The 26,677-nt window shown below is 71.9% G+C and carries 22 protein-coding genes and 1 pseudogene; 5 read left to right on the top strand and 18 right to left on the bottom strand.

The genetic code is table 11. The features are described from left to right. The 5 genes and pseudogenes from IPQ09_25040 to IPQ09_25020 form a co-directional block, all read right to left on the bottom strand. Window positions 1–2,056, bottom strand: a pseudogene (locus IPQ09_25040) (elongation factor G). A 222-nt stretch (window positions 2,057–2,278) separates the two neighbouring features. Then, window positions 2,279–2,752, bottom strand: a complete 474-nt coding sequence (locus IPQ09_25035; GenBank protein ID MBL0197435.1) for an acyl-CoA thioesterase — start codon at window positions 2,750–2,752, stop codon at window positions 2,279–2,281. A 198-nt stretch (window positions 2,753–2,950) separates the two neighbouring features. Continuing rightward, window positions 2,951–4,045 (bottom strand): endonuclease/exonuclease/phosphatase family protein, encoded by a 1,095-nt coding sequence (locus IPQ09_25030; protein MBL0197434.1) that lies wholly within the window; start codon window positions 4,043–4,045, stop codon window positions 2,951–2,953. Between the two features lie 39 nt (window positions 4,046–4,084). Further along, a complete protein-coding gene (locus IPQ09_25025; protein ID MBL0197433.1) occupies window positions 4,085–5,008 on the bottom strand; it encodes a hypothetical protein in 924 nt (307 codons plus the stop codon). A 209-nt stretch (window positions 5,009–5,217) separates the two neighbouring features. Next, window positions 5,218–5,535 carry a hypothetical protein gene (locus tag IPQ09_25020; GenBank protein ID MBL0197432.1) on the bottom strand — a complete coding sequence of 106 codons (318 nt, stop codon included), beginning with the start codon at window positions 5,533–5,535 and terminating at the stop codon, window positions 5,218–5,220. A gap of 111 nt (window positions 5,536–5,646) precedes the next feature. On the opposite strand from IPQ09_25020, the gene IPQ09_25015 reads away from it, so the two are divergent. Both IPQ09_25015 and IPQ09_25010 read left to right on the top strand, forming a co-directional pair. Next, the gene (locus IPQ09_25015; protein MBL0197431.1) at window positions 5,647–6,888 is read left to right on the top strand and encodes a hypothetical protein; all 1,242 of its coding nucleotides are present in this window, start codon (window positions 5,647–5,649) and stop codon (window positions 6,886–6,888) included. Next, entirely contained in the window at window positions 6,885–8,207 is a 1,323-nt protein-coding gene (locus tag IPQ09_25010) for a sigma 54-interacting transcriptional regulator (GenBank protein ID MBL0197430.1), read from the top strand. The genes IPQ09_25015 and IPQ09_25010 overlap by 4 nt, the downstream gene beginning before the upstream one ends. 37 nt (window positions 8,208–8,244) lie before the next feature. Here the strand turns inward: IPQ09_25010 and IPQ09_25005 are convergent, their stop codons facing one another. The 5 genes from IPQ09_25005 to IPQ09_24985 all read right to left on the bottom strand — a co-directional run bounded on the left by IPQ09_25005 (window position 8,245) and on the right by IPQ09_24985 (window position 13,202). After that, entirely contained in the window at window positions 8,245–9,363 is a 1,119-nt protein-coding gene (locus IPQ09_25005; protein MBL0197429.1) for a YdcF family protein, read from the bottom strand. A 226-nt stretch (window positions 9,364–9,589) separates the two neighbouring features. Then, window positions 9,590–9,847 carry a hypothetical protein gene (locus IPQ09_25000; GenBank protein ID MBL0197428.1) on the bottom strand — a complete coding sequence of 86 codons (258 nt, stop codon included), beginning with the start codon at window positions 9,845–9,847 and terminating at the stop codon, window positions 9,590–9,592. 43 nt (window positions 9,848–9,890) lie between these two features. Next, complete coding sequence (locus IPQ09_24995; GenBank protein ID MBL0197427.1) at window positions 9,891–10,118, bottom strand: hypothetical protein; 228 nt, start codon at window positions 10,116–10,118, stop codon at window positions 9,891–9,893. Between the two features lie 125 nt (window positions 10,119–10,243). Further along, a complete protein-coding gene (locus tag IPQ09_24990) occupies window positions 10,244–11,641 on the bottom strand; it encodes a protein kinase (protein MBL0197426.1) in 1,398 nt (465 codons plus the stop codon). Window positions 11,642–11,666: 25 nt separating this feature from the next. Continuing rightward, on the bottom strand, window positions 11,667–13,202 hold the full coding sequence (locus IPQ09_24985; protein MBL0197425.1) for a protein kinase: 1,536 nt from the start codon (window positions 13,200–13,202) through the stop codon (window positions 11,667–11,669). Between the two features lie 478 nt (window positions 13,203–13,680). Here IPQ09_24985 and IPQ09_24980 point away from each other — a divergent pair, with 478 nt between their 5' ends. Next, window positions 13,681–14,634 carry a hypothetical protein gene (locus tag IPQ09_24980; protein MBL0197424.1) on the top strand — a complete coding sequence of 318 codons (954 nt, stop codon included), beginning with the start codon at window positions 13,681–13,683 and terminating at the stop codon, window positions 14,632–14,634. Beyond that, window positions 14,627–15,616: a hypothetical protein gene (locus IPQ09_24975; protein MBL0197423.1), complete on the top strand. Its 990-nt coding sequence runs from the start codon at window positions 14,627–14,629 to the stop codon at window positions 15,614–15,616. Before IPQ09_24980 ends, IPQ09_24975 begins: the two co-directional genes overlap by 8 nt. Window positions 15,617–15,696: 80 nt before the next feature. Here the strand turns inward: IPQ09_24975 and IPQ09_24970 are convergent, their stop codons facing one another. From IPQ09_24970 to IPQ09_24940, 7 genes are all read right to left on the bottom strand, one after another. Beyond that, window positions 15,697–17,355, bottom strand: a complete 1,659-nt coding sequence (locus tag IPQ09_24970) for a hypothetical protein (protein ID MBL0197422.1) — start codon at window positions 17,353–17,355, stop codon at window positions 15,697–15,699. Beyond that, window positions 17,280–18,260 (bottom strand): VCBS repeat-containing protein, encoded by a 981-nt coding sequence (locus tag IPQ09_24965; protein ID MBL0197421.1) that lies wholly within the window; start codon window positions 18,258–18,260, stop codon window positions 17,280–17,282. Before IPQ09_24965 ends, IPQ09_24970 begins: the two co-directional genes overlap by 76 nt. Further along, window positions 18,257–19,663 carry an FG-GAP repeat protein gene (locus IPQ09_24960; GenBank protein ID MBL0197420.1) on the bottom strand — a complete coding sequence of 469 codons (1,407 nt, stop codon included), beginning with the start codon at window positions 19,661–19,663 and terminating at the stop codon, window positions 18,257–18,259. Before IPQ09_24960 ends, IPQ09_24965 begins: the two co-directional genes overlap by 4 nt. Window positions 19,664–20,720: 1,057 nt before the next feature. Then, window positions 20,721–21,659 (bottom strand): serine/threonine protein kinase, encoded by a 939-nt coding sequence (locus IPQ09_24955; protein MBL0197419.1) that lies wholly within the window; start codon window positions 21,657–21,659, stop codon window positions 20,721–20,723. 11 nt (window positions 21,660–21,670) lie between these two features. Then, entirely contained in the window at window positions 21,671–22,588 is a 918-nt protein-coding gene (locus tag IPQ09_24950) for a hypothetical protein (GenBank protein ID MBL0197418.1), read from the bottom strand. A gap of 24 nt (window positions 22,589–22,612) precedes the next feature. After that, window positions 22,613–23,857, bottom strand: a complete 1,245-nt coding sequence (locus tag IPQ09_24945; protein MBL0197417.1) for a sigma 54-interacting transcriptional regulator — start codon at window positions 23,855–23,857, stop codon at window positions 22,613–22,615. A gap of 176 nt (window positions 23,858–24,033) precedes the next feature. Next, window positions 24,034–24,348 carry a hypothetical protein gene (locus IPQ09_24940; GenBank protein MBL0197416.1) on the bottom strand — a complete coding sequence of 105 codons (315 nt, stop codon included), beginning with the start codon at window positions 24,346–24,348 and terminating at the stop codon, window positions 24,034–24,036. A 729-nt stretch (window positions 24,349–25,077) separates the two neighbouring features. On the opposite strand from IPQ09_24940, the gene IPQ09_24935 reads away from it, so the two are divergent. Next, window positions 25,078–25,638 carry a hypothetical protein gene (locus IPQ09_24935; GenBank protein MBL0197415.1) on the top strand — a complete coding sequence of 187 codons (561 nt, stop codon included), beginning with the start codon at window positions 25,078–25,080 and terminating at the stop codon, window positions 25,636–25,638. 116 nt (window positions 25,639–25,754) lie between these two features. Here the strand turns inward: IPQ09_24935 and IPQ09_24930 are convergent, their stop codons facing one another. Then, window positions 25,755–26,525 carry a hypothetical protein gene (locus IPQ09_24930; protein MBL0197414.1) on the bottom strand — a complete coding sequence of 257 codons (771 nt, stop codon included), beginning with the start codon at window positions 26,523–26,525 and terminating at the stop codon, window positions 25,755–25,757. Between the last annotated feature and the right edge of the window lie 152 nt (window positions 26,526–26,677).

Below are 26,677 nucleotides of genomic sequence, written 5' to 3'. Positions count from 1 at the left end.
GGACGACGGCGTAGCGCGAACTCCATGGTGAACGTGCCCTTGCCCTGGGGGCGGAGCGGAGGTCGGTGGAGTAGCCGAACATGGCGTTCAGCGGCACTCGGCGGTGACGTTGACGCTGTCGCCGGCGACGGTCTCGAGGATGACGCCGCGGCGCTGGTTCACCTGGCCGACGACGGCGCCCTGGAACTCCTGCGGCGCCTCGATCTCGACCTTCATGATGGGCTCGAGGATGGTCGGGGCTTCGCGGTCGCGTAGGCCTCACGGAAGCCCATGAGCGCGGCGGTCTGAAGGCCATTTCGGACGAGTCGACCGCGTGGGCGGCGCCGTCGTTCACGACGCAGCGGACGCCGACGATCGGGAAGCCGATGAGCGTGCCCTTGCGCACGCCGTCGCGGAAGCCCTTGTCGCACGACGAGATGAACTCGCGAGGGATGGCCCCGCCGGTGACGTCGTCGAGGAACTCGTACGACTCGACCGCGTCGGCCGGGAGCGGCTCGATGTAGCCCATGATCTTCGCGTACTGGCCCGAGCCGCCGGTCTGCTTCTTGTGGGTGTAGTTGATCTCGCCGCGGCGCGTGATCGACTCGCGGTAGGCCACCTGCGGCTTGCCGGCGATGACCTCGCAGTTGTACTCGCGGCGCATGCGCTCGATGTAGATGTCGAGGTGAAGCTCGCCCATGCCGGCGATGATGGTCTGCTGCGACTCCTCGTCCTGGTGGACTCGGAAGGTGGGGTCTTCCTTCGTGAAGCGGTTGAGCGCCTTGGAGAAGTTGACCTCCGTCGAGCGGTCCTTCGGGGCGACGGCGAGGGAGATGACCGAGGCCGGCACGTGCATCGACGTGCGGGTCCAGTTGACCTGCCGTCGGTGAAGGTCTCGCCGGAGCCTGGCCTCGATACCGTAGAGCGCGACGATGTCGCCGGCCTCGGCCGAGGGGATCTCCTCGCGGTCCTCGGAGTGCATACGGAACATGCGCGGGACGCGCACCTTTCGCATCTCGTTGCTCACGTTGAAGATGGTGTCGCCCGCCGAGACCGTGCCCTGGTAGACGCGGAAGTAGGTGAGCTGGCCGTACTTGTCCTGCTGGAGCTTGAAGGCCAGGCCGACGAACGGCTTCGACGCGTCGGACTCGACCACGACCTTGGCCTCGTTGTCGTCTGGTCGAGCGTCCGTTGACGACCTCGGTGGGGCGGGCAGGTAGTGGACCACGCCGTCGAGCAGGAGCTGCACGCCCTTGTTCTTGATGGCCGAGCCGCACATGACCGGGGTCATCTTGAGGGCCAGCGTGGCGCGGCGGATGGCGGCGCGGAGATCGTCGACCGAGATGGGCTCCTCGTTCAGGAACTTCTCGCCGAGCTCGTCGTCGACGTCGGCGACGTCGGCGATGATCTTCTCGCGGGCCGCCGCGGCGGCGGCGGCGTAGGCCTCGGGCACGTCCTCCTCGCGGATGGTCTCGCCGTCGGCGCCGTCGAAGTAGAAGGCCTTGCCCACGATGGGGTCGATGATGCCGGCGAACTCGTGCTCCGCGCCCATCGGCACCTGGAGGTTGACCGGGTGGTGCCCGAGCTTCTCCTTCAGCATGAGCGAGACGCGCTCGTAGTTCGCGCCCGGGTTGTCCATCTTGTTGACGAACGCGATGCGGGGGACGTGGTAGCGCTTCATCTGCCGGTCGACGGTGATCGACTGGCTCTGCACGCCCTTGCCCGAGTCGAGCACCAGGATGGCGCCGTCGAGCACGCGGAGCGCGCGCTCCACCTCGATGGTGAAGTCGACGTGGCCGGGGGTGTCGATGATGTTGATGTTGATCGGCTGAAACTGCTGCTGCGAGCCGCGCCACTCGCAGTACGTCGCGGCCGACTGGATGGTGATGCCCTTCTCGCGCTCGAGGTCCATCGAGTCCATCTTGGCGCCGACGCCGTCCTTGCCGCGGACCTCGTGAATCTTGTGGATCCGGCCCGTGTAGAACAGGATGCGCTCGGTGAGCGTCGTCTTGCCCGAGTCGATGTGCGCCGAGATGCCGATGTTGCGGATGCGGTCGAGGGGGATGCGAGCGGCCAAGGGAATATCTCTTCGTAAGAGGGCGGTGGTTTCAGGGCTTGCGCGTGCCACCTACCACGTCGGGCCCAGCGTGGGGACCTCCCGTGACGCGAAACATGCCGCCGCGCCTCGTCGGCGAGCCAGCGCGCCGCCCCGGCCGCCTAAGAGAACGACAAAAGGTAAACAGTTTTCGACGGTTGAAGCGATGGCGCCGATGCAGACCGGCGCGACCTCGCGGCGGCGTCAGGCGCCCAGCAGGAGGGCGCGGACGTCGTCGGGGATGGCGACGGCCCGCAGCGACGGCGGCGAGGACCCCGTGGCTTCGGCCCACACGCGGGTCTCTTCGCCTTCGACGACCCCGCGATCCCCGATCGCGAGCCGGTGCTCCACGGTGAACGAGCGGCTCCCGACGCGCGCCACTCGGCTCGTCGCCAGGAGGGTGTCGCCGTAGGTGGCGGGGGAGCGGAAGCGCGCCGCGGCCTGCACGAGCGGGGCGCCCGTCAGGCGGTAGCGCTCGCGCAGCACGTCGTGCCCGAGCCCCACGCCCGCGAGGAGCGCGTGGGTGCACTCGTCGAACCACGCGTAGTAGCGGGGGTAGAAGACGATGCCCGAGGCGTCGCAGTCGCCCCATGAGACCTCGACGCGCCGCACGGCGCAGAGGCCGGGGCCGTCGCGATGGGGGCTGGAGGTGGAGTCGCTCGAGTCGCGGAGTGGCATGGTCTGCGGGGGGGGGTCATGCGACCTCCCGTTGCGCTGGTGCGCAGACCGCCCACGCTAGTCCCCTGGAGTCGTGGTTCGTATCAGAAGTCGGGTCTTCGGTGTCATTCCGAGGAGCGAGGGGTGCCCCGTTTTCGGCGGCGGCGGCCCGTCCTCAACTCGGACGTCGTTCCGCGCGGTGGAGGCGGCGCTTTGCGCTCAGGGGACAGTGGTTTCGGGTGTGACCGCGCGAGAACGCCGACCTCGAACATGAGTATCCTCCCACCGCCGCCGAAAACGGGACACCCCTCGCCCCTTGTGGCGAAAGGCCGAGGCGCGCGACTTCTGGAAGGGATCACGTTTCCAGGGGACTAGCACCCCGTTGATGAACTCCCACGGGGTGTCCTTACGGAGTCGTGGGGCGCCTCGCTGGAGCTCAGCCGTAGCGCGCGCACACGAGCGCGTGGTCCGAGTCGATCGTGGGCTCGCCGCCAAACGGGTGATCGCGGAGCGCCTCGTTGAAGAAGGCCACGGACGTGGCGCGCGTGCAGGCGCTCGGTGTGGAGGATGTGATCGATCTGCTCGGGCTCGCCGCGGTGGAGCGCGGAGAAGCGGTCGCTCGTCGGCGCGCGCGGCCGCCGCGTGCAGTGAGGGCTCGAACCCCGAGCCGAGCACGACCCGCACGGGTACCGAGTCGAGCGTGTCGTTGAGGTCCCCCATCACCACCACCTCGGCGCCCCCGGCTGCGGAGCGCTCGATGGCGGCGCGCACGAAGAGGGCCTCGGCGGAGCGAGACACGAGGCTGCGGAGGTCGGCCTCCGCGCGCTGCGTGCCGCTCGTCCAATCGAGCTCGCTGCCCTCCTCGTCCTCTTCGGCCTTCGGGAGCTTGCTCTTCCAGTGCATGCAAAATACATGGATAGGCAGGCCGAGCGCTCGGAGCGCTACCCGCACCACGCCTCGCCGGAGCGGCAGCCGCCCCGCGAACGGAGGCGTCGCCGCGGCGGAACACCGGGAAGGGGAGGGACTCGGCGCGGAGCACCTCCCGCTCGAGCAGGGCCACCCGCGCGAGGATCGCGTTGCCGATCCCGCGGCGATCGGCGCCGCCGAACACGACCTCGTACGACGCGCCCCCGGGCACGCGCGCGAGCACCTCGCGGAGCAGCGCCTCGAGCCGACCTCTTGGAGGGCGACCACGTCCGCGTCGGCGCGGGCGAGCTGCGCCGCGATCCGGCGGACTTGGCCGCGCGCACGGGGGAGGTTCCGTGGGGACTCGAAGTAGTCTTTGACGTTGAACGTCGCGAGCGTGAGCGTCACACGCTCATGCTACGCCGGCGCGCGCGAGGGTCGCGAACGTTACGAGTTGCCGAGCGCCTCGTCGACGAGGGCCTTCGCCCGGGCGATTTTCCGCTCCTCCTCGGCGGACCTGGGGCGCTTCGTGGGCGCGGGCGTCTTCGCGTCGACCTTGCGGGTGAAGAGGCGGCCGAGCAGGCCCTTCGGCGGCGAGAGCTCGAACGCCCCCGCCTCGAGCAGCTCGGGCGTGTCGCGGAGCTGGGCCACGATCACCGGGTTCGAGTCGACCCAGGCGAGCGCCTCGTCGAAGGCCTCCGCCTGCGTGACCTCGAGGTGCTTCTTCACGCGGCGGGGCTCGTGCTCGTACACCCGGCAGAAGACGGCGAGCGTCGCGGCAGACTCCTCCACCGTGAGGTGCGTGGCGCGGTGGAGCTTGATGCCGCCGCAGCCCTTCGCGTACACGGCCGCGCCGTTCAGGAGCAAGATCCCGAGCCCGAGCGCGGCCGCGCACACCTCCGACACGGGGCCGACCTCGCCCGGCGAGACCTCCTCGCCCCCTTCGGCCAACACGAGCGTGCCCACGGAGCGGGCGAGGGTGGTCGTCAGGGTGACGGGGCTGCCCGCGTCGCGGACGTCCACCACCACGCCGTAGCCCTGGTCCATCGAGATGACGCGCCCGCGCGCTGTGGGACCACCGCTGCCGCCGCCCGTCCCGCAGCCGCCGCTGCCGCAGCCGCCGCCGGCCTTGCCCGTGTCCTCGGGTTCCTCGAAGCCCACGCGCAGGGGGAGGTCTTCGTCGAGGGGGGTGTACGACACGAGCCGCGCGAGCAGGCGCTCGGTGCCGTCGTGGTCGAGGGTGAAGTCGTCCGGGAAGAACTCGCCGGTGGGCTCCACGAGGACAGGGACGCCGATGACCTCGCCGTGCGACGCGCGGAGACGCGCGGCCTGGGCGATGAGCCAGGAGAAGGTGTCGGGTGAGAGCTCCATGTCCCCGGAGCTTAACCCGAGATCCACGGACGTCCAGCGCGTCTGCGGGCGCACGCTGGATGCGCTCCGCCGGACGACGCCCGGCGCCCCAAAGGCGAGCGCAGCGCAGAAAGGGCCGAGCGCCCTGGGAACTTGGTTATCCTCTCGCCGACCATGTACCGGCAGCCGCCCACGCCCTCCGAAGAGATCAACCTCTACGTTCGCACCTACTACTCCTTGCTGCGATCCACTGGGGAGGTGCGCATCCGCGCGCTCGAGGAGGCCCACGCGTTCTCGAGGTCGGCGCTCCACCTCGACGCGCTCTCGGCCAAGGTCGACCTGTCGGCGTTCGGGTACGCGGCCGGGCGCCTGCCCACGTGCTTCCCTCGCGTCCGCCAGATCGTGCTCGGGCAGTCGCACGAGCTCTTCGAGGCGGCCGGGTTCGACGTGCGCACCTGGCAGATCGTCAAGACGCGCGGTCGGCGCCGCCCCATCCGCTGGGACGAGGGCTCGCGCCTCGCCGTGTTCATCGCGAGCGTCAGCGACATCGACGACCTCGTGCCCATCCTGGTCGCCTACCAGATCGAGTGGAACAAGCTGCACAACGCCCTCCGCGGCTACGAGGGGCGCGAGGCCGAGCTCGTCGCGTCGCCCGAGCCTTGGCCGGCGCGCTGTCCATCGAGCCCGGCGACGTGGAGCGCCTCGTCGACGCGTTCGGCAAAGACCACTACGCCGACGGCCTCGCCGAGGTCATCGCGCGGCCCCTCGACCTCCGCGCCCAGATGCTCGCCTCGTCGTACTCGCAGTACCAGCGCGCGGCCCAGCGCTGGTGGGGCGGCATCGAGCCCTCGTACCTCGAGAAGAGCGCGAGCCGCCGCGCCCCGGTGTACTTCGTGTCGTCGAACACCCACGCGGTGGCGAACCTGCTCGGCGGGTACGCGCAGTCGCATCGGCGAGAGATGATCGACTGGGCCATCCGCGCCGACCCCGAGGGCCTCGGCGAGGACGTGGCGAAGGCCGCCGAGAGCGGCCGCGAAGAAGAGGTCGCCCCCCTGCTGTACTACCTGCTCCGCGCGTTCATCCACGCGGGGCGCGACGACTCCAAGATGAACGAGGTGCGACGGTTCGAGTCCACCAAGGGCCTCCTGCACCTCTCCGGCCCAGGGCGCATCGACGTCGACGCGCAGATCCTCCGGCTCTCCGACCTGGACCCCACCGCCATCGATCCGCGCCTCCGCGTGCCCGGCGTCGAGCGCCTCGCCCAGAGCGAGGCGGTGCTCATCAACATCGACTACCCGCTCGGCATGGCGGCCTACCACCTGCTGTCGCGCGTGGGCCAGGGCGTGGGCGAAGTGCGTGGAATCTACATCATGGGGAAGGCGGCGACGCTGAACGGGCGCGTGGGCGACGTGCTGCTCTCGAACACGGTGTACGACGAGCACTCGGGCAACACCTTCCTCTTCCGCAACGCCATCACGGCCGACGCGGTGGCGCCGTTCCTGCGCTTCGGGAGCGTCTTCGACAACCAGTCGGCGGTGACGGTGCGGAGCGCGTTCCTCCAGAACAAGGACTACATGGCGACCTTCTATCGGGAGGGCTACACGGTCCTCGAGATGGAGGCCGGCCCCTTCCTTGGCGGCGTGCACGAGCTCTCGAACCCGCGGCGGCTCCCGTCGAACGAGATCGTGAACCTCACGCCCGACGTGCACTTCGACGTGGGCCTGCTCCACTACGCGTCGGATACGCCGTACTCCCGTCGGCAGTCGCTGCTCTCGAAGAGCCTCAGCTTCTTCGGGGTCGACAGCACGTACGCGTGCGCGATCGCCATCGCCCGCCGGATCTTCACGCAGGAGCTCGCGCGGCTCGACGATCGCCGGCCCTCGCGGTGGCCGGGACCTTGAGCGCGGGCCTCACGCGAAAGCACACGCGGACGCCCGCTGCCGCGATGGCGCCCGCGGCGCGCCTCTCGCTCACCGTGGCTCGTGGGGTCGACGCGGGCAAGCACGTCGAGGCCGACGCGCGCGCTCCGCTCTCGATCGGGACCGCGGCGGACAACGGCTTCGTGCTCTCCGACCCCACCGTGAGCCGCTATCACCTCGAGCTCGAAGCGAGCGAGGCCGGCGTGCGGGTGCGCGACCTCGGCAGCTCGAACGGCACCTACTCCGGGCGCTCGCGCCTGCGCGACGGCGACGTCCCCTGGGACACCGCGCTCCTGCTCGGCGACACGGTCCTCGTGGTCTCGCGCGCGGCCGACGCGGCGGCGGAGGCGCCTCGTGCGCTGCCAGGCTTCGTGACGGTGAGCCCGCGTATGCTCGAGGTCGTCCGGCAGGTGAGGCGCCTCGCGGCCTTCGGCGGCTCGGTGCTCGTGTTGGGCGAGACCGGCACCGGAAAGGAGCTCGTCGCGCGCGCCCTGCACGACGAGGGGCCGCGCCGGGCGGGCCCGTTCGTCGTGGTCGACTGCGGCGCGCTCCCGCACGCGCTCGTCGAGTCGGAGCTGTTCGGTCACGAGCGCGGGGCCTTCACCGGCGCCGTGGCGAGGCACGCGGGGGCCTTCGAGCGCGCGCGGGGGGGCACCGTGTTCCTCGACGAGATCGGCGAGCTCTCGCAGACCGCGCAGGCGTCGCTGCTCGGCGCCCTCGAGCGCCGGCGCGTGCGCCGCGTGGGCGGGGAGCGCGAGATCGAGCTCGACGTGCGCGTGGTCTCGGCGACGCACCGCGATCTGCGCGCCGAGGTGAACCGGGCGGCCTTCCGCGCGGACCTCTACTATCGTCTGGCCGGAGCGCTCATCTCGCTGCCCCCGCTCCGCGAGCGGCCCGAGGACGTGCCGGCGCTCGTCGCGCACTTCACGCTCGACCTGGCGGGCGCCGCGGACGCGCTCCCGGCGGAGTTGGTCGAGCGGTGGCGTCTCCAGCACTGGGCGGGCAACGTCCGTGAGCTGCGCAACGCCGTGGAGCGAGCGCTCGCGGGTGAGCTCGACGCGCACCCCGGGTACCCCATGCCCGCCATGCCCGCCGCGGGAGGGGCCCTCGAGCCCGCGGACGGCGGCGCCGCCGTCGAGCGGTACCGCGACGCGCGCGCGCGCGCGGTCGCCGAGTTCGAGCGGTCCTACGTGGCGGCGCTGCTCGCGCGCGCCCAAGGCAACGCGTCGGAGGCCGCGAGGCTCGCGAAAATGGACCGCCCCTACCTGCTCTCGCTCCTCAAGCGGTACGGTCTTCGCTGAGGCGCGCGCGCGCCGAGGTCCGTGTATACTGCACGTATCACCGGCCCGGCCCGTCGAGCGGGCCCGTGACGCAGGTGACGGGCTCGCGCTCCGCCCAGAAGCGGTAAGGCGTGTACCAGAACCCACCCTCGAGGCCGCGGCTCGCCCGCCGCCACGCGCCCAGCAGGTAGCCGAAATCGCGCAGGCTGCGCTGGTCGACCGAGCCGCCGAAGAGGTCGAACGCCGTGAAGTCGGAGAGGTACGCCGACTGGAGCCCGCCATCGGTCACGAGGTAGGCCGTTCGCGCGCCGAGGCCCACGACCATGGCGCCCAGGTTGCGCAGGTTCGTGTGCGTGTGGTCCGCGCACGGGTCCACGAGGATTCGCTCGGTGGGGACGCCGCCCGCGCACCGCAGCACGTTCGCCAGCGCGAACGCCTCGACGAGCGGCGAGTGCACCGCGCCCCCGCTCACGATCACGACCGGCGCGACGCCCCCACGGAGCGCCTCCGCCGCGCGGCGCGCGCGCTCGACGTTGACGCCTAGGCGCGGGAGCTCGACCTCGGCCGCCCAGTCCCCACACGCCGCGTCCGGCGGAGCGCCGACGAGCGCGCTGTCGCCCTGCGCGGCCGCGCCGTAGCCGGGTACCAGCACCGCCGCGTACGCGTAGGCGCGGAGCGGCGCGCGGGAGAGCGCCGCGAGCGCCCGGAGCGCCCGGGCGTTCTGCCGCGCCGCGTCGCTCCGAACCGAGGCCGCGAGCGGGCACGCGAGGTCGTGAGGGAGCGCGACCGTGTCGCCGTCCGCGATCGCGTCGTAGGCCAACGCCAGCCGCGCGACGTGGGCGAATGTCGCCTCGGTGGGGAAGCCGCAGCCGGCGGGCGTCGGCGAGGGCCGCGCGCCCGCGGGCGTGTGGGTGACCTCGACGAAGCAGCTCTGCGCGGGCCGGAGCTCGGCGAACGAGGTGTGCGCGCTCGCCTCGCGGTCGTACCCGACGGCCCGTCGCCACTCGCCGCACAGCAGCGCGTGGCGCGTGTCGGCCGGGGCTGCGCCGAGCATCGGGCCCGGAGGGAGCGCGCGGGCATCGCGCGGGGGCACCGTGTCGCGCGCGCAGCCGGCGAGGCCCGCGGCGAGCGCGGCGAGCGCGGCGAGCGCGGCGAGCGCGAGGCAGGGCGCGGGCATCGCGCGGGGGGACGGGGCAGCGACGCGGCGGGCGCTTCGAGAACGCACCCGCGCACCATAGAGCATCGGGCAGGCTGGAGCCGGGCGACCTTGGCCCTCGAGCTGCGCTCCGCGCCGGCGCGTTGACCCGCCTCAGTCCTCGGCCGCCACCGACGCGAGCGCGCCCCGAGGTCTGTGCAGAATGCACGTGAGTGGCCGAGCGTGCGCGGCGACTCAGACGCCGGGCTCACTCCTCGGCGGGCCACTGCCGGTACGCTACGCGGTGCGCGGCGACCACGACGCCGCCGAACAGGGCGAGCACGAGGCATGCCCACGTCTCGTGAAATCGGCATGGAATCAATAGGTTACAGAAGAATGCCGCGAGGAGCGGGTAGAGCAGGAGCCGCTTGCCCACGCCGAGCGGCACCGCGTCGGCGATGGCCGCCAGCGCCCCGCGCCCGCCCGCGTGCGGCGGCTCCGCGCGCCAGTCGCCGCGAGCCGGCACCGTCGAGCCCGCGAGCGCGAGGCCTGAGTCCGCCCCCAGGCGCTCACCGCACTCGTGGCAGGCCCACTGCGTGAGCCCGGCGCCACTGGCACACGGGACACGCCCTCGTGCGCACTCCGGTCGCCACGTGCCACGCTGGCGCGTCCGCGAGCTCCAGCGGCTCGCCCGGCTCGACGCGCGGCGCCTCGCCCTCGACCCCGCGGGGCGGCGGCAGGTCGAGCTCGGGGACGGGGAGATCGGGCGGCAGGTCGCGCAGGTCGAGGGAGTCCATGCTCGGACGTCTTGCAACCCGAAGGCCAGCCGCGCGGGAGTCCGAGCACGCAGGATTCCTCCGCGCGCGAGGCGAGCTCCCCGGGGCTGGCCCCTACGCTGTTGGCCCCGGCCTACAGGCCGGCGTCACCCATCGCCCTCGACGCGGCGCCGCACGTAGAAGGCCGCGCACGCGACGCCGGCGACCGTCGCGAAGAACAGCGAGGCCCACCCGAGTCCGACCAAGGCCAGCAGCGCGGCCACTCCAAACCCGTAGGTGGCCACTCGCTTCGAGACGCCGGTCGGGAACACCCCGAGGGGCGCTATCCACGCCGGCACGGGGGCCCGCACCACCATCGCGGGGCGAAAGGGCGTGAGCGCGGAGAGCGCGCCGACGCCGCAGGACGGGCACGTATCGGTCGAGACGTGCAGCACGAGGCCGCAGGTGGCGCAGGCGAGGGGCGTCGCGGCGACGAGCGACTCGGGCTTGCGGGCCACCGCCTCGAGCTCGAGCGGCTCGGAGCTGCGCTCCTCCTCGTCGGGCTCGATCACCCTCTCGGGCGGGCGCTGCCCAGCGCCGGCGGGCGCGCCGAGCGGCGCCACGGAGCTCCGCGACCGTGGGGGTGCGACGGTCACGGCGGCGGCGGGGGGAGGGCGGCGTGGCACGTGGGCAGTCAGGTCCGGCACGGGCAGCGGGGGTGGCGCGGCCGGCGCGCGCGGCTCCGGTGCCTCCCCCCGCGCGAGCGCCGAGAGCGCCTGGTGCAGCTCCGTCGCGTCGGCCGGGCGCGCCGAAGGGGCCTTCTCGAGGCACCACGCGACGAGGTCGATGACGCCCTCGGGCAGCTCCGCCGGCGCCATCATCGCGCCCGGGGGCACGTGCAGGTGCTGGTAGATGAGCGTCGCCGCTTCGCCGGCGAACGGGGGCGCGCCGGTGAGCATGCGGTAGAAGAGGATGCCGAGCGCGTACACGTCGGCCGGCGGCCCCACCTCGTCGCCGCGGATCTGTTCGGGGGACATCGACTCGAGCGTGCCGATGAAGCTCCCGGGCTCCGTGAGCGTCTGCGCGTTCTGTGCCTTCGCGATGCCGAGGTCGAGCACCTTCACGCGCGCGCCACCCTCGACCAACATCACGTTGTTCGCGGACAGGTCGCGATGCACCACCCCCGCCGCGTGGAGCACCGCGATCCCTGCGGCGATCTGCTGGGCGAGGGCCAGGAATTCGTCGAGCGGCATCGGCCCACGAGCGGCGCGGGCGCCGAGCGACTCGCCCTGCAGCAGCTCCATCACGAGGTACTGTTCGTCGTCGCTCGAGACGGCGACGTCGAAGACCTCGACGAGGTTCGGGTGACGGAGCTGCGCGGAGAGCTTGGCCTCTTTCTCGAAGCGCTGGAGGTAGACCGGATCGCCCTGCAGGTCGTACGCGAGCAGCTTCACGGCCACGTCGCGCTCGAGCCGCAAGTCCCTGGCGCGGTACACCGTCGCCATCCCGCCTTGCCCGAGCAGCGCGACGAGGTTGTATCGGTCGCCGAGGACCTGCCCGATCACGGCGCCACGGCCCACTCCGCGCGCGTCACTCAGCCGCCTCGATGCGGCGGCGCACGTAGATGCCGATGCCGGCGAGGGTGGACACGACCGCGAGCCCCCAATAGGCGATCTTGGCATCGACCTGGAACGCCCAGAGCCCCGCGGCCGACGCGCCGCACAGCAGGATGACGACGATCGCGAGCCAGATGGGGAGCACCGCGAGGGGCACGAGCCACACGGGCGGCCCGTCGCGCTCGAGGAGGGTGCCCGGCGCGCGCTTGACCCGCGCGAGCGCGACGTCGCCGCTCCACGGTTCGGCCAAGCGTACGCCCGCGCGGACATCTCCCGGCGCGACGCCACCCAGCGCGGACTCTCGCGGCGCGCTGTCTCGCGGGGCTCGTGGCGGGGCTTGCGGCGCGCTGCACGCCGCGCAGGTGCGGGTCCCGGGGGGCACGGCGACCCCGCACGCGCCGCAGGTCGGACCCGCCGGTCGCGCCATGACCTCGGTGCGATCGGGCGCGCTCGGGCTGGGGTGGCGCCTCGTGCTGAGGTCGAGCTGGAGGTCGGCCACGGGGGCGGGCGCGAAGACGGGCTCTCCCGCGCGCGGCGTCGGCACGGTGCGCTCGAAGGCCGCGCTGATCTCGACCTCGATGAGCGGCTCGGCCGCGCCCTCGGTCGGCTTCGCGGGCAGGCGCTCCGGCGCGGTCGGTCGGGGCCGCGCCTGCGCTGGCGCGCCGAGCGCCTCGTCGAGCGCCGCGCGGAGCTCGCTCGCGTTCTGAGGGCGATCCTCCGGTGACTTCGACAGACATCGGAGCACGAGGTCTTCGAGCGCGCGCGGGATACCCGCCTCGGGGACGCGGACCGAAGGGCGCTCGGGCGCGACCTCGAGGTGGTGGTGGATGAGGCCGGAGCGCGCCGCCTTCGGGAAGAGCGAGGAGCCGCAGAGCATTCGGTAGAAGAGCGAGCCCAGGGCGTAGACGTCGGCGCGCGCGTCGAGCGGCGCCGAGCCGAGGATCTGCTCCGGGGCGATGTACTCGAGGGTGCCGAGGAACATGCCCGCCTCGGTGAGGTGGGTGGTCGCATTCTCCGACTTGGCGATGCCAAAGTCAAGTATCTTGACCAAGTCGTGCCGATTGCCGTGGCGGACGAGCATGACGTTCGCCGGCTTGATGTCGCGGTGGATGAGCCCCGCCGCGTGCGCCGCGCCGAACCCGTCGCAGAGCTCGCCCGCGAGCGTGACGAACTCCTCGAGCGGGATGCGGCCTTCGCGCTGGAGGCGGACCGCGAGCGACTCCCCCCGCAAGAGCTCCATGACGAAGAAGAGGTCTCCGCTCTCGGTCTGACCGAAATCGAAGACCTCGACGATGTTCGGGTGCCGGATCTGCGCAGTGCTCCGCGCCTCGCGGAGAAAGCGCTCGCGCGCCTCGGGCGAGTTCGCCTGGGGGCGCACGACCTTCACCGCGACCTGGCGCTCGAGGGTGAGGTCCGTCGCCCGGTGGATGGCGCCCATGCCGCCCTCGCCGATGAGCCCGTCGAGCCGGTAGCGCCCCCCGAGGACGGTCGTGCGCGGCGAGGCCTCCATGACCCGTGAGCCTAGTGGATCTCCGGGCCCGAAGGGGGACGAACTCAACCCCAGCGGGCCCTCCGACAGCCGCCGGCACGCCGACGACCCGAGGTGCTGCTCTCGGCCTTCAGCGCCGCTGGACGCCGCGCCTTCGGCGCAGCGATCAGCCCGCCTCGCGCTCGACAGCTCGCGCCCGCGCGGATCGGCGCGCACGGGGGGGCGACGAACCCAGCCTGCCGGAAGGGGCGGCGTCGCGTGCGCGAACGTGCGATCGCTCAGCGCCCGAGGCGCCACCGTCCGAGCCGTCCCCGGTCTGCCACCCGCGACGTCGGCGCGCGACGCCGTCGGCGCTCGTAGGCGAAACGATGGGGCCGCGCCCAGGAACGGTGCCGTCCGTTCGCGCTGTTGGACAACCGGCAGCGGCGTGGTTCGTGCTCGGCGACCTTGACACTCACCCCGAAATTGGGGAAATTCGCGCATGTATCCACAGCGTTCAGTGGTCGCTGGAGCGACCAGGCGCCGCCTCCCGCTCCCGCTCCCGGTCGCTGGTGTTCTCACGGGCCTCGTGCTGGTCGCGTGCACGTCGCTCGAGGGCCTCATGGGAGGCGTCAAGCCCGGCGACGACGGGGGCACTCCCGTCGAGGACGCGCGCGCGGACGACGCACGACGCCCAGAGGACGCGCGCGTCGAGGACGCGCTCGCGGACGGCAGCGACGCCGCGGCGGACGTGACCCTCGATGGCGCCTCGATTCCCGTGCCCGACTATCTGCTCGCGCTGGGCGACTATCAATACGCCGGAGTGGGGGCGCCCACGCTTACGCAACTTAGCAACGGCAACGTCCAGGAGAATCGCCTCCTCGTTCCGATGACGGGGTCGATGACGGTTGGCGGGCCGGACTGCTACACCTTCACGATGAGGGCGGCCATTCGCCACACCTGGAGCCTCGACTTCTGCAGGAGTGGAGATCGACTCCTCGAGGTCAGCGGCAAGGACATCCAGACGTGGTTCGGCACGATGACCAACACGGCGAGCTGGCGATGCGACGCGGGGAACCCTTGGTTCGGACCCGCCGTCGAGCGCGATCTGACCGCGATCCACGACTGCCAGGGCCAGAACTCCGTTCCCGCCACCTCGTTCCGGCAGGCGGGGTTGATGACCTTCCTGGGTCGCAAGATGATCGACGTCGAGGGGGCCGATGTGCCCGTGTTTGGGGTCGAGGTGCGGCGCACCGTCAGCGGCGCCCAGGCCGGCACCCAGACGCTCAAGCTCTGGATCGCCGTCGCCACGGGGGTGCCGGTGGAAGGAGAGCGGGCGGCCAACGTCACCACTACGGCCCCGGTCGTCGGTACGGTCGAGTTCGAAGAGATGACGAGCTTCAAGATTTACTCGATGAGGCCGTCGAGCCCCGATGCGGGCGCGGACGCTTCGAGGGATGCCCGCGATGATTGAGCGCTCCGGCACGCGGCTCGTCGCCGTCGTGGGGCTCGTCGCGCTCTGCTCGACCCAGGCGGGGCTCGCGCTCGCGGCCGACGGGCCGAGCGCCCCCGCCGCACCACCAGCGCCACCCGCGGCCGAGCCGACGAGCGAGCAGCAGGCGAAGGACAAGCTCGCCTGCGTCACTTCGTACGAAGACGCCCAGCGCCTGCGCCTCGCGAACAAGCTCCTCGCGGCGCGCGAGCAGCTGCGGGTGTGCCGCGGTGACGTGTGTCCAGGGCTCGTCCGCAACGACTGCGAGAAGTGGCTCGGCGAGGTCGCCGAGAGCCTCCCCTCGGTGGTGCTCTCGGCCCGAGATGGCGGCGGGCGCGACCTCTTCGACGTGAAGGTCACGATCGACGGGGCGCCGCTCCGCGCGGGCCTCGACGGGACCGCGGTCGACGTCGATCCGGGCGCACACACGATCGTCTTCGTGCGCGGCAGCGACACGAAAGAGGAGCGCGTCCTCGTGCGGCAGGGCGAGCACAACCGCGTCGTCGTCGGCGTCTTGGGGCGGTCCCCCGCCGCGGCTCCGCTGCCCGCCCCCGCCCCCGCGCCGGCCTCCACGCAGCCCCCCCCTGGCGACGAGCGTGGCCCCGGCACGCGGCGCGTCGTCGGGCTCGTGGTCGGGGCAGCTGGCCTCGTCGGTCTCGGCGTCGGCGGCGTGCTCGGGCTCACGTCGAACGGCGACGCGCGCGAGCTCCACGACACCTGCGGTCTCACCCGGAGCTGCACCCAAGACCAGCTGGACGCGATCATCGGTCGACGCACCGTGGCGGGCGTCGTCGCGGGGATCGGGGGGGCGGCGCTCGTGACCGGGATCGTGCTCTACCTCACGGCGCCGCGCCCAGCGTCGGCCCACGGGCTCGCGCCTCACGAAGGCCCCGCCTCGCGCTGGACGTGGGGAGCGGCCCCGGTGCCGGGTGGCGCCCTCGGGGCGTTCGGCGCGTCGTTCTGAAGGGACGGGCGGGCTCCGCGCTCGACGCGGCTCGGCGAGGGCGTCGGGCTCAAAGAGCGGGCGATCGAGCTCCGCTCATTCTACCGAGTCGCACGCGAGCGCAGGCGCAGCGCGACGGTCCTCAGCGAGGCGGTGTCCGCGTCGGCGTCGACGTCGCGCGCGCCGCCCGGGGGCGCGGCGGTGCCCTTCTTGAGGGCGGCGGCCGTGAGTGGGGTGCCCGAGGGCGGGGTGGCGGCCGTGAGTGGGGTGCCCGAGGGCGGGGTGGCGGCCGTGAGTGGGGTGCCCGAGGGCGGGGCGGCGGCCGTGAGTGGGGCGGCGCCCGAAGGTGGGGGGCTCGAGGTGCTCAGTCGCTCGAGCAGCTCGGCGCCCTCCAGGTCGCCCTCAGGCGCGAGGTGATCGATGGCGTCGAGCAGCGCGCTCCGCACGATCGGCTCCTTGGTGGCAGCGACCTTGGCGAGGAGCGCCTTGCGGGTGCCGTCGCCCCCGAACATCGCCGCCATCCAGCAAGCCTTGATCGCCTCGGCGATGTGGGATCGCCGCGCGCCCGTCGCGGGGGTGGAGGGGCCGTCGGTCGCCGAGGGGGGCGCGCTGGGTAACGCGATAATCTCCACGTAGCAGGCGGCGTCGCGGCCGCAGCGCTTCGTGACGCGCGCGGCGCCGGGGAACTGCGCGCGCTGCGGATCCGCGCTCGCGAGCCCCTCGAGTGCGCGGTGGACGGCGTCCACCTGGGTGGGATCCATGAGCTTGACCATGGCGTCGACCGCGCCGGGGGCGGCGCCCTCCGCTTGCGCGGTGCCAAGCTCCTTGATGAGCCAGGGCACGAGGCGCGGATCGTAGAAGCGGGCCGACGCACCCAGCAGAGCACCCCGTCCCCTCGCACGTGGCCCCGCCGAGCCCGTCGAGCGCGCGGGGAGCTGCTCATAGGCGCGCAGGAAGCCCTCCTGCGTCTTCGCGTCGCTCGGAAACCGAGGGAGGCTCAGGGCGAGCATCGTCCGCCGTCCGTCGTCCGTCGCGGCTGCGACGAGCGGCACGAGCCCGTCTCGCGCGGAGCGCGTGGAGAGCAGCGTCAGCGTGTGAACGAGGGCGGCCGGTCCAGCCCCGTCCGGGTAGCTCGCGGCGAGCTTGGCGAGCTCCGGGTCGGCTCCGCTGAGCGCGCCGAGGAGCGCCGGCTCCGCCTCCTTGGGCCTGCGGACGAGCACCGCGGTGGCGCGCTCGTGGAGGGCGGACTTCGTCGGACTGAGCAAGATCGCCACCAAGGCTCTCGCCGCGCGCTGAGTGTGGAGCGTGTCGAGCGCGTCGAGCGCGTCGAGGACGTCGATCGCGGTCCTCTGGAGGTGCTGCACCTGGTCGGTCTGCGACGCGGGGGATGTGTCCGCCGGGGCGGCGAGGAGCGCGATGGCCTTCGGGCCGTAGGTGGGGCTGCGCACCGCGAGCACCGCGTCGCGCAGCAGCGCCGTGAAGAGCACCGAGCGGGATTGAGAGGGACGGAACGCCTCGAGCTGCATCCAGAGCGCCTCCACCAGAGCCGCGGGGAGCTGCGCGCCCTGGCGGACCAGCGCCCTCGTGGCCTCCGCGGCGAGCCGCGGTTCGGCCTCGTGGGCGGGGTCCACGTCGCGCAGCGCGCGCGTGAACGCCCCGATGGCGCGCCGGTCACCGGCGTCGGTCAGCAGGTCGAGGATGTTGACTCGAGTGTCGCGTCCGCGAGCCCCTCCCTCGTAGAGCTTGGCCAGTGGTGGCACGATCTCGTCTCGCAGCGTGGCGGCTCCGTGCCGCCGCGCCGTTGATGGACGGGGGCGTCGTCGAACAGCACCCTCAGCCGCCGGACCGCCGCCGCGCGTCTCTGCGGCTCCTGGAGGCGCTGCGCCCACGCCCTCGCGGTGTCGTCGTCGGGCCTCCCCGCTGCCGCGGCGTTCGGCGCCGCCGGAGATCTCGGGTCTGCGCTGCCGCCGCACGCGGCCACGGCGAGCACGAATGGAGAGAGCCACAGACGGACGCGCATAGACACCTCGCTACGGGCGCCCCGGCGTCGCCACGGGCTTGGAGGATACCCGACCGAGGCGGTGCTCGGCGCGGCCGAAACGACGCGAGCAAACGATGGGCGCGGGCCCTCGCCCGTGGAGAAGCAGCGCTCGGGCGAGGGGCCGCGAGAAGTCGGCTCCGACCGCGAGACGAGCCGGCACTTCCCAGGCCCGACTACTGGCCGCCATTTCGCATGTGGAGTGGCGTGGCAGCGCGCCGGATGCCGGTGGCGAACGAGGCGCCCGAGGAAGTCGACCGCGAACCAGTCGCGCCACCCGCCCGCCGCGTTGGCCGGGATCGTGATGAGGTCCGCCCGCCTGTTGCCGTCGCTGTCTCCGACGAGAACGCGGTATGTCGCCCCGGATCCGCCGTTGCGCATGTGGCCTGGCGTAGGTGTGGCCCACATCGTCGACCGGAACCCGGTGCCACTGGACAGCTCGACCGCGTACCAGGAGGCCCAGCCGCCGCCGCCGTTGGGGCTCACCGTGACGAGGTCGGTGCGGCCGTCGCCATTCAAGTCCGCGGCGACGACGCGGTAGTCGGCGAGGGCGCCGCCGTTGCGCATGTGCGTGGGCGTCGCCGCTGGCCCTGGGCCGGACGAGAAGCCAGCGCCGGTCGAGATCACCGGATCCAGTCCTTCCACCCGCCACTCCCGAGCGGCGACACGGTCGCGATATCGCTCTTGCCGTCTCCGTTGTAGTCGCCCACCAGGAAGCGATATCCACCGACCCCCCCGTTGCGTACGTGTTGTGGCGTGGTCGACGGCCACTCCGCAGAGACGAAGCCCGTCCCCGTCGAGAGGGCGACCGCGTACCAGTCCTTCCACCCGCCCGCACCTCCGCCGAAGGCCGCGAGGTCGATTCGCCCGTCGCCGTTGAAGTCCCCGGGCAGGACCTCGTAGCGCCCGAAGCCGCCGTTTCGAATGTGCTTTGGCAAGCGGAGCGGCCACACCTGCGAGGTGAATCCCGTCCCGGTGGAGAGCTCGACGGCGGCCCAGTCGGCCCAACCCCCGGCAGCGTTGACGCCAATCGTCACGATGTCGGTCTTCTTGTCGCCGTTCACGTCGACGGCGAACACGCGGTAATCCGAGAGCGCTCCGCCATTCCGCATGTGGAGCGGAGTGCTTGCCCGCCAGACGCCCGACGCGAAGCCGGTCCCCGTCGAGATCTCCATGCCGACCCAGTCTCGCCAGCCCCCTCCGCCCGCCTGCGAGATTGTAGCGAGGTCCGTCTTGCCATCCCCGTTGAAGTCACCCGTGAGCGTCTGGTAAATGCTGTCCTTGCCACCGTTACGCATGTGGCGCGGCGTTCGCGCCTGCCAGAGCCCCGAGCCCCCGTTCGAGAATTCCAGCGCGAGCCAGTCGCTCCAGCCGCCGTTGGCGTTCTGCGAGACCGTGGCGAGGTCCGTCTTGCCGTCGCCGTCGAAGTCGCCCGTCAGCACCTCGAAGAGCTTGGCGCGCTGGGGTGGGGCCGGCTGACGATAGCGTGGGCGACCGAAGCCTGCGATGATGCCATTGTTGTAGCGGGTCGTCTTCACCACCGCTTCGCCCGAATTGCCTTCGATCGTGACGACCGAGGTCGGCCACCCCGAGGGATCGGCCACGATTCCCACGTGGTCAATCGAGTCACCACCGTCTTGCCAGTTGAAGTAAATGATGTCGCCCTTCTTGGGCGTATCGAACCACTCGCCTCGTGCTTTGAAAGAGGCTACTCCGTTCGGAGTGTACTCGGTCCTCGGGATCGTGCCATTGGGGCCGACGCTTCCTCCCGCGTCCTCGACCATCGACATCACGAACATTCCGCACCACTCACCGGTCGGATAGCCCCATCGGGAGCCCCAAGGGGTCACCTCCGAGCCGTCCTCCCGATAGCCAATGTGGCGCGAGGCCTGCGCGAGCACTTCGTCGGGTGTTGGGGCACCCTCGTTCAGCGCCGTGCCCACCGACTCGACGTCGACCTCGTGTGGTGCATATGGAGGCTCCACTTCGTCCGGCGCGCAGCCTGCCGCGACGACGAGCAGCGCGAGCAAGGCCGGCGCAAAGGGAGAGGCGGGACGTGCGGACCGGATGGGAGATGGGTGCATCATGCTCACTTCGAGAGCAGGAACCAGGCCAGCTCGAAGTAGCGCGCGTTTCGCGGATCTCGGGTCGCAGCACTCTCGATCAGCGGCCGCGAAGCCGACCGGCGCGGCCTCTCGGCCGCTCGTGGCTGCGCGTGGCGTTCGGGGGCGGACAGGCCGCTCCAGCGCTGGATTCGCGGCGAACGCCGACGACGCCGGCGACGCGGGAGCAACGTCGCCGAGCTCGCCGAGGCGGGCCCTTTTCCGCGGCGAGCTGCCGGCGACGATCCGTGTCCTTCCGACTTGCGCATCGCCGTCGACGCGAGCGCCTCTCGCCGTTGCCGTGGGAGCAGGCGGCGCTACGGCGCCTGCCCATAGGGGTTCGGCGGCGCTCTCGCGGGGATGAGCCTGGGCGGGGGCGGCGCGGGCGTGCCGCGCGTTGCACCCGACGCGGAGGCGGACGCCAAGGCGCTCGCCGACGGGACAGGCTCGGAGGGCGGGCGAGGTGTCGAGGGGAACGCAGCGCTGGGCTCGCGGGAGATCGGAGGGGGCGCGCCGCTCTGCGTGACGGGCGGCCCTGTCGTCAGCGAGTCGTTGTCGCGGCCCAATATGGCGAGCCCGAGGCCGAGGCCCACGACCCCTACGCCTAACAAGACCAGCGCCACGTGCGAGGCACGAAAGCTCCTCGGGAGGGCAGCCTTCTCGGGCGGCGAATGACGTGGGGCCACCACGCCCGGTTCGCCCCAGACCAACGCTGCCGGGACGAGCTCGGGCTCTCCCTGCTTCGACTCGGTGACGTCCGCGTTCACCCGGGGCGGTCCCGAGGCTGGCCCCGGGGCCATGTCCCGCTGTACGAAGGTCGCCGTAGGGAGTCGCTCTGGCTGGGCTACGTCGGCGGTCGAGACGAGGTCTCGCTGCACGAGGGTGGCAGTGGCGAGCCGCTCGGGCTGCGCTACGTCGGCGGTCGGGACGAGGTCTCGCTGCACCCGCACACCCGAGGCCGTGGGCGAGGCCTCGAGCGCCGTGGTCAGCCGCCGGCGACGCTCGACGAGATCGGCCCCCGCCACGCGCTTGACGAGCGCGGCCACCTCCGCGTGGTTCGCGACGAGGTCGGCGGTCGAGCACGAGCCTCCAGGTCCTGCGCCAGCTCGCCGACGCTCACGTAGCGGTCTTCGGGGTGTCGAGCGAGGGCTCGCGCCAGCACCGGGGCGAGGGGCGCGAGGCTCGCCTCGAGCTCGTCGAGCGGAGGCACCTCCGCGCGAAGGATTCGCTTCAGCGTATCCACCTCGTTCGCGCCCTTGAAGAGGCGGCGACGCGCGAGCGCTTCCCACGCCATCACCCCGAAGGAGAATAGGTCGCTCCTCGCGTCGGCGCGCCGCCCCTCGACGTATTCGGGCGCCATGTACCCGAGCTTTCCCTTCAAGACGCCGGTGCTCGTCACATGACCGGCTCCAACCCCCTTCGCGATTCCGAAGTCCGAGATCCGCGCGACGCCGTCGATCCCGACCAGCACGTTGCTCGGTGAGACGTCGCGGTGGACGAGGCCGAGCGGCTGGCCCGCGTCGTCGGTCGCGCGGTGAGCGGCGTGGAGGCCGGAGGCCGCGTCCAGGAGGATCCGCACGATCTCACGGGACTGGCTCGGGACCGGTGCGTCGCTGGCCTCGCGCGAGAGCTCGACGAGCGTGCACCCCTCGACGTAGTCGAGCACGATCACGAGGTCTCCCCCGTCCTCCTCGATGTCGAGCACGCCGACGATGTTCGCGTGGTGAAGGCACGACGCGACCCGCGCTTCGACCTCGAGGCTCGCCACGGTGTCTGGATCGCTCCGGAGGTACGGGTGGGCCCGCTTCAGGGCGACGAGCCGCGAGAACCCCGCCGCGCCGAGCGCCCTGCCGACGAAGACCGTCGCCATGCCTCCGGTGCCGATGCGTACGAGCGCCTCGTAGCGCGAGGTGGACCGCCTCATCGCGGCCGAGGTCACCGAAAGGTCCCCGTGACCATGAGCTGGCCGGGCGCGACGCCGAGCGCCACGGGCGACTCGCGAGCGCCGCCAAAGTTCGTGAAGAAGGCGAGCACGACCGTGGTCGCGGCGAGCACACCCGAGGCCCCCCACGCGACGCGGGCGGCCGTCTGTGCGTCACTCCCGGAATCCGAGGTAGCGCGGCTCGGCTGTGCCACGAACTCGTCGTGACGCGACTTCACGACAGCGGTGAGCGCCACGCTCGTGCCGATAGCGACCGCGCTGAGCCCCGCGGCGGTGGCAACCACGATGGGTGAGAGCCCCGCGGGCGGTGCAGGCGCCAGCCTCGGGGCCTCAGGTGTCGGGGATGGCGGCGCGGTCTGCGGGGAGGTCAGATCGGCGGCCGTCGGAGCTAGCTCGAGGGTGGCTCCTCGACCGACGTTCACCCGGATAGTGAGGGTCGTTCGTCCTTCAGCGTCCACACGCGCCAGAACCGGACCCGGGTTCACGAAGCCAGTGGTTCCGCCCGGGATCGTTCGCTCCTCCACCGTGGCGCGGCAGGCCACTCCGGCCGGGCACGTAAGATGAATTCTGCCCGCCTCCGCGCCAAACCGCCTCCGGAGCTTGGCGGCGAGCGCCGAGAGCGAGCCGTCGACCGCGCGTCGTTCGGCGCGCTCGGCCAAGTCCATGCCGAGCCCCGCGTTCGGAGAGAGCAGCGCCGCCGCCATCGCGAGCTGTAGAGCACGCGCGTTGGGGGCGTGCTCGTCCGCGCGTGCGAGGCGCGCCGCCGCGACCGGGTAGTCGCCGCGATCGTAGGCAGCCGCACCCTCGGCGTAGTCCACGCGCGCAGCGGCGACGTCCTCGCCCCACGCAAGCGAAGGGACGAAGAGGACCCCACACAGCGCGGCGTAGAAGAGAGCGCGGAGCCGAGCCATCCTGGCAAGCATATCGGCTCCGGCTCAGCGCCGCCCGAGCTTCGCGAGCAAGCGCCCGAGGTAGGTCCGGTCGAGGCCCGCCATCTTTGCGGCGAGGGTCTGGTTGCCCCCCGTCTCGGCGAGGAGGCGCTCCACGTAGAGCTCCGTGAATCGCGCCGCGATGCCCTCGCGCTGCTCCAAGAACGGCGTGTCGAGCCGGACACTCGTCGCGAGCGCGGCGTCGAGCCCCGCGGGCGCGGGTGCGGGCGCGGTAACGGCGTCGTCGAGCCCCCCCAGCGCGACGAACGCGCGGACCGTGTTGCGGAGCTCCCGAACGTTCCCCGGGAACGAACGTCGACCGAGCTCGTCGAGCAGCTCGTTCGGGAGCCCGGCGACCCCCTCCTCGCGTGCGAAGAGCGATGCAAGCAGCGCGATGTCTGCCGGTCGCTCGCGGAGCGGGGGGACCCGGAGCCTCACGACCGCAAGCCGATAGAACAGATCTTCTCGAAAGCGCCCCGCCGCGATCTCGGCGGTGAGGTCGCGGTTCGTGGCCGCGATGACCCGCACCTCGACGCGGCGTGGGACATCTTCGCCGACCGCGGAGACCTCGCCGCGCTCGAGCGCTCGTAGCAGCGCCGGCTGGACCTCGAGCGGAAGCTCGCCGATCTCGTCGAGGAGGAGCGTCCCGCCCGCCGCCGCCCCGAACGCGCCGAGCCTCGTCTCGGTCGCACCCGTGAACGCGCCCTTTTTGTGCCCGAAGAGCGTGCTCGCGACCAGGTTCTGGGAAATCGCGCCGCAGTTGACCGGGACGAATGGCCCCTCCGCCACGCGCGAGCCCTCGTGAAGTGCGCGAGCGACGAGCTCCTTTCCCGCGCCCGTCTCGCCCTGGAGCAGAACGGGCACCATCGAGCCGTCGAGCCTCGCGACCATGCCGAACAGCCGCTGCATCACGTCCGACGCACCCACGAGGCCGCGGAACCCGGCCAGCCGGAGAGGCTCGCCCTGGGCGACCACGTCTGGCTCGAGCTCGATCGCGATCGTCTGCGCGCCGAGCCGGATCATGTTGCCGGGCGCTAGGACGATGCGCTCGACGCGGTGGCCGAGGTAGAACGTGCCGTTTCGACTGCCGAGATCGCGTACGAGGACGCCCTCGGGCACGAGCTCGAGCTCGACGTGCCGCCGGGACACCGCGGGGTCGTCGACGACGAGATCGCAGGTCGAACCTGCGCCGAGCGTCGCGGTGCCTTCCTCGATGCGCAGTGGCGCGGTCGAGGCTCCGACGATGCGCACTCGTACAGGCAGGGGCGCGCTGAGGGCGGCGCCCCGCACAATGGTCCGTGTCCTCGATTCGCCCATCTGGCTCACCGTACTTGGAGCGCAAGGCGAATTCAATTCGGCCACCCACCAGGCAAAGTCGACCGCCCCGCGGAGCCCCGCCTCGACCACGGGCTCGACGTCCGACACCGTCAGCGCCTGGCTTCCGGCCTCGTCGAGCGGGAGAGAGAGAGAGAGAGAGAGAGAGAGAGAGAGAGAGAGAGAGGGCACGCGTCGACAGGCGCCAGCCGACCCGCGCGTCGAAGGGACACGCCGCGCGCGAGGGCCTCGATGTGCTTCGTCCGAGACTGCGAGCGCGAGGCGCCGACACCCCCCGAGTTCTTCGCGGTGACCTTCCCGCAGTTGATGTTGCGCTCCGCGTACTTCACCTCGCGGCCATCACGGTCGAACGTAGAGAGCAGCCAGTCGACGCCGTCTGGAGCGCACGCCCCGGCGCGGCACCGCACGGCGCCGAACGCGCCTCCACCGCCGCCCGAGTCAACGTCCGCTCGACGGCGGGAGCCCGTCCGGCTGCAGGAGACCACGAGGCGCGCGACCCAGGCCAAACGACCTTTCGCGAGCCCCGATCGTACTCGGTCAGGAGGACCTTCCCGACCAGGCACGAGTTGCTCTCTCCGGCCCATCCCCAGTTGACTGGCCCCACGGGACCGAGGCGGAGACCGCGACCGTAACGCAGCAGGAGTTCCCTGGTCCGGTCCCCGCTGGCGTGGACGACCGCGACCCCGCCCCCGCAGCCCGTGGTCGCGAGCCGAGAGTGGAAGGCTGGCACGAGAGACGCATCTTCATGGTGTCCTGCTGCGTGTGTTGCCGTGCCAAGGTGGCATCGCGAGTCGAGTTTTGCAGGAACGGTGCCAGGGCGCGCGCGGGGAGGTTGAACGAGGAGCGCGCATCGCGCACGTTCATCCAGCGGCCTGTTGGCCCCGACGGAGTGGCCTGTGAGCCTCTCTTGGCGCTCAACAGGCTTGCGTGGTGGCCTTGGCCGCGAGGGCCCGGCGGAGGGCACCCACGCGGGTAGCAACTTGGACGGCCGGGCCGGGCAAAGCAGCGGCGCGGGCTGTGCGGCCCGCGAGCCGCACCCGAGCGGCCGCCAAGCCCCGAGCCGCAACGTGGCCGTGGCGTAGGCTCTGGCTTCCGCTGGACAACGCGGGTGGCGTGCTCCTTGCTGAGGCCGGGGCATGCACAACACTCCGAGACACACGCTGACGAAGCCTCTTGCCCGACCGATCATGCTCGCTGCGGCCAGTCTGACGCTCGCGTTCTCGAGCGCCTGCGGGGAGACCGTCGAGTTCACGACGCCCGGCCGCGCCCCGCCCGTCGCGGGGGACCTCGTGATCGAGGTCGATGGCGTTCCGCGCGGCTTCGGCAAGCCGCGCCTCACCAAGGACGGGAGCTACAGGCCAATCATCTTTGCAGAGATCGGCGAGACGGCGACCGAGGCGCTCATCCGCATCCCGGAGAAGGCCTCAACGGTGTCTTGCGCCGAGACCCCCAAGGCGATCGTCCTCACGACGAGCAGCCCGCTCGAGCACGCGAACACCGCATACTACCCCATGGACTGGGTGGCCTCCGAGTGTTCTATCACCGTGTCGAGGATCGACGCCGCCGGCGCGCAGGGGGCGGAGGGCTCCTTCTCGGCCACGCTCGTGCGCGCCGGGGATGAGGTCGGTGGCAAGACGGTCGAGGGCCCGAAGACGATCGTGGTGAAGGGGACGTTCATCGCCTCCGCTCGCCGATAGCCCGCCTCCGGACCGTCAGGCGGTTCGCGCCCATTTGCTCGTCGCGCTGCCCGAGTCGCGCTGCCCGAATCGCTCCGACGCGCGCGAGCTGGTGGGTCGCGCGGCCCCTCGCTCGACTACTTGCCGCAGCTCCAGAAGGAGACGTTCTTGAAGACCACGGTGACCGTCGCGTTGGCCGGAGGTGCGCCGACCCACGTCGGCCCGAGCTGGAGCGAGCGCACCGGAATGCGAGAAAAATCCCGAACGAGCGGGCCGTCTACCCCGTCGAAGCGCACCTGGATCGAGCCTCCCGGGCCACCGTCTTCGCTGGGGCGAACTCGATAGTAGACCACATGGGCGAGCGTCCCCGCGTCGTCCGACTTGCTCCGAAACAATGCGCCCGCCATGAGCATGGCGGCGACCGACCAGCCCTCCGCGGCTCGAAAGAGCCCCACGTTGTAGGTGTTGTCCGAGCTCGTCAGCTGTTGAATGCGAAGGGTGCTCTCAGGCGGTGCGCTGGGTTGCAGCTCGAGCACTCTGAACTCGAATTGAACTGCGTAGTCCCGCGCGTCGAAGCCCCTCGCGATCGTCGCTGCCTCGCTTGGCGGGTTGGTGAGCGAGACGCGAACGCCTCCTCCGTCCTCGAGGCGGACTTGACCTGGCTTCGCGCTCTCGATCCAGTCCGAGGTCCCAGCCTCGACGAAATTCGTTTGGTAGACGGGAAGCCCCAGGGAACACTCGTCCTTCGGAGCCGCCGCGTCGGTCGCGTCGGTCGCGTCGGCCGCGTCGGGCTTGGCGCTCGTCTCGGAGAAGTCGAAGTTCCAGCACGCCCACGTGCCCAGAGTCCCCAGCAGCGTCGCGAGAATCGAGGCAAGACGGCGAGCGGCTCTCCGTGAGCGCGAGTTCACGCCGGCACGCTATGCCATCGGCCTGCCCCCGTCGACGCACATTCTGTCGAGACGACGGACGTCCTTCGCGCCGAGCGGGGGGAACCGTGCTCGTTGTCCACTGGCCCGAGTGCCGATCGCCAGGAGCTCCCACGGGCATGTCCGCCGGGCTC

It is taken from the genome of Myxococcales bacterium (assembly GCA_016720545.1).
In the GTDB taxonomy this organism is placed as follows: domain Bacteria; phylum Myxococcota_A; class Polyangia; order Polyangiales; family Polyangiaceae; genus JAAFHV01.
The sequence above is the reverse complement of the archived record's forward strand: the minus strand, read 5'-3'. Positions and strand labels throughout refer to the sequence as shown.

What these genes read in the sequence shown, in the direction of transcription:
- IPQ09_24955 (MBL0197419.1), bottom strand. Translation starts at nt 21,659, where the DNA reads ATGAGGCGGTCCACCTCGCGCTACGAGGCGCTCGTACGCATCGGCACC.
- IPQ09_24975 (MBL0197423.1), top strand. Translation starts at nt 14,627, where the DNA reads ATGATTGAGCGCTCCGGCACGCGGCTCGTCGCCGTCGTGGGGCTCGTC.
- IPQ09_24950 (MBL0197418.1), bottom strand. Translation starts at nt 22,588, where the DNA reads ATGGCTCGGCTCCGCGCTCTCTTCTACGCCGCGCTGTGTGGGGTCCTC.
- IPQ09_25020 (MBL0197432.1), bottom strand. Translation starts at nt 5,535, where the DNA reads ATGTCGCTGACGCTCGCGATGAACACGGCGAGGCGCGAGCCCTCGTCC.
- IPQ09_24985 (MBL0197425.1), bottom strand. Translation starts at nt 13,202, where the DNA reads ATGGAGGCCTCGCCGCGCACGACCGTCCTCGGGGGGCGCTACCGGCTC.
- IPQ09_25005 (MBL0197429.1), bottom strand. Translation starts at nt 9,363, where the DNA reads ATGCCCGCGCCCTGCCTCGCGCTCGCCGCGCTCGCCGCGCTCGCCGCG.
- IPQ09_25025 (MBL0197433.1), bottom strand. Translation starts at nt 5,008, where the DNA reads ATGGAGCTCTCACCCGACACCTTCTCCTGGCTCATCGCCCAGGCCGCG.
- IPQ09_24995 (MBL0197427.1), bottom strand. Translation starts at nt 10,118, where the DNA reads ATGGACTCCCTCGACCTGCGCGACCTGCCGCCCGATCTCCCCGTCCCC.
- IPQ09_25035 (MBL0197435.1), bottom strand. Translation starts at nt 2,752, where the DNA reads ATGCCACTCCGCGACTCGAGCGACTCCACCTCCAGCCCCCATCGCGAC.
- IPQ09_24935 (MBL0197415.1), top strand. Translation starts at nt 25,078, where the DNA reads ATGCACAACACTCCGAGACACACGCTGACGAAGCCTCTTGCCCGACCG.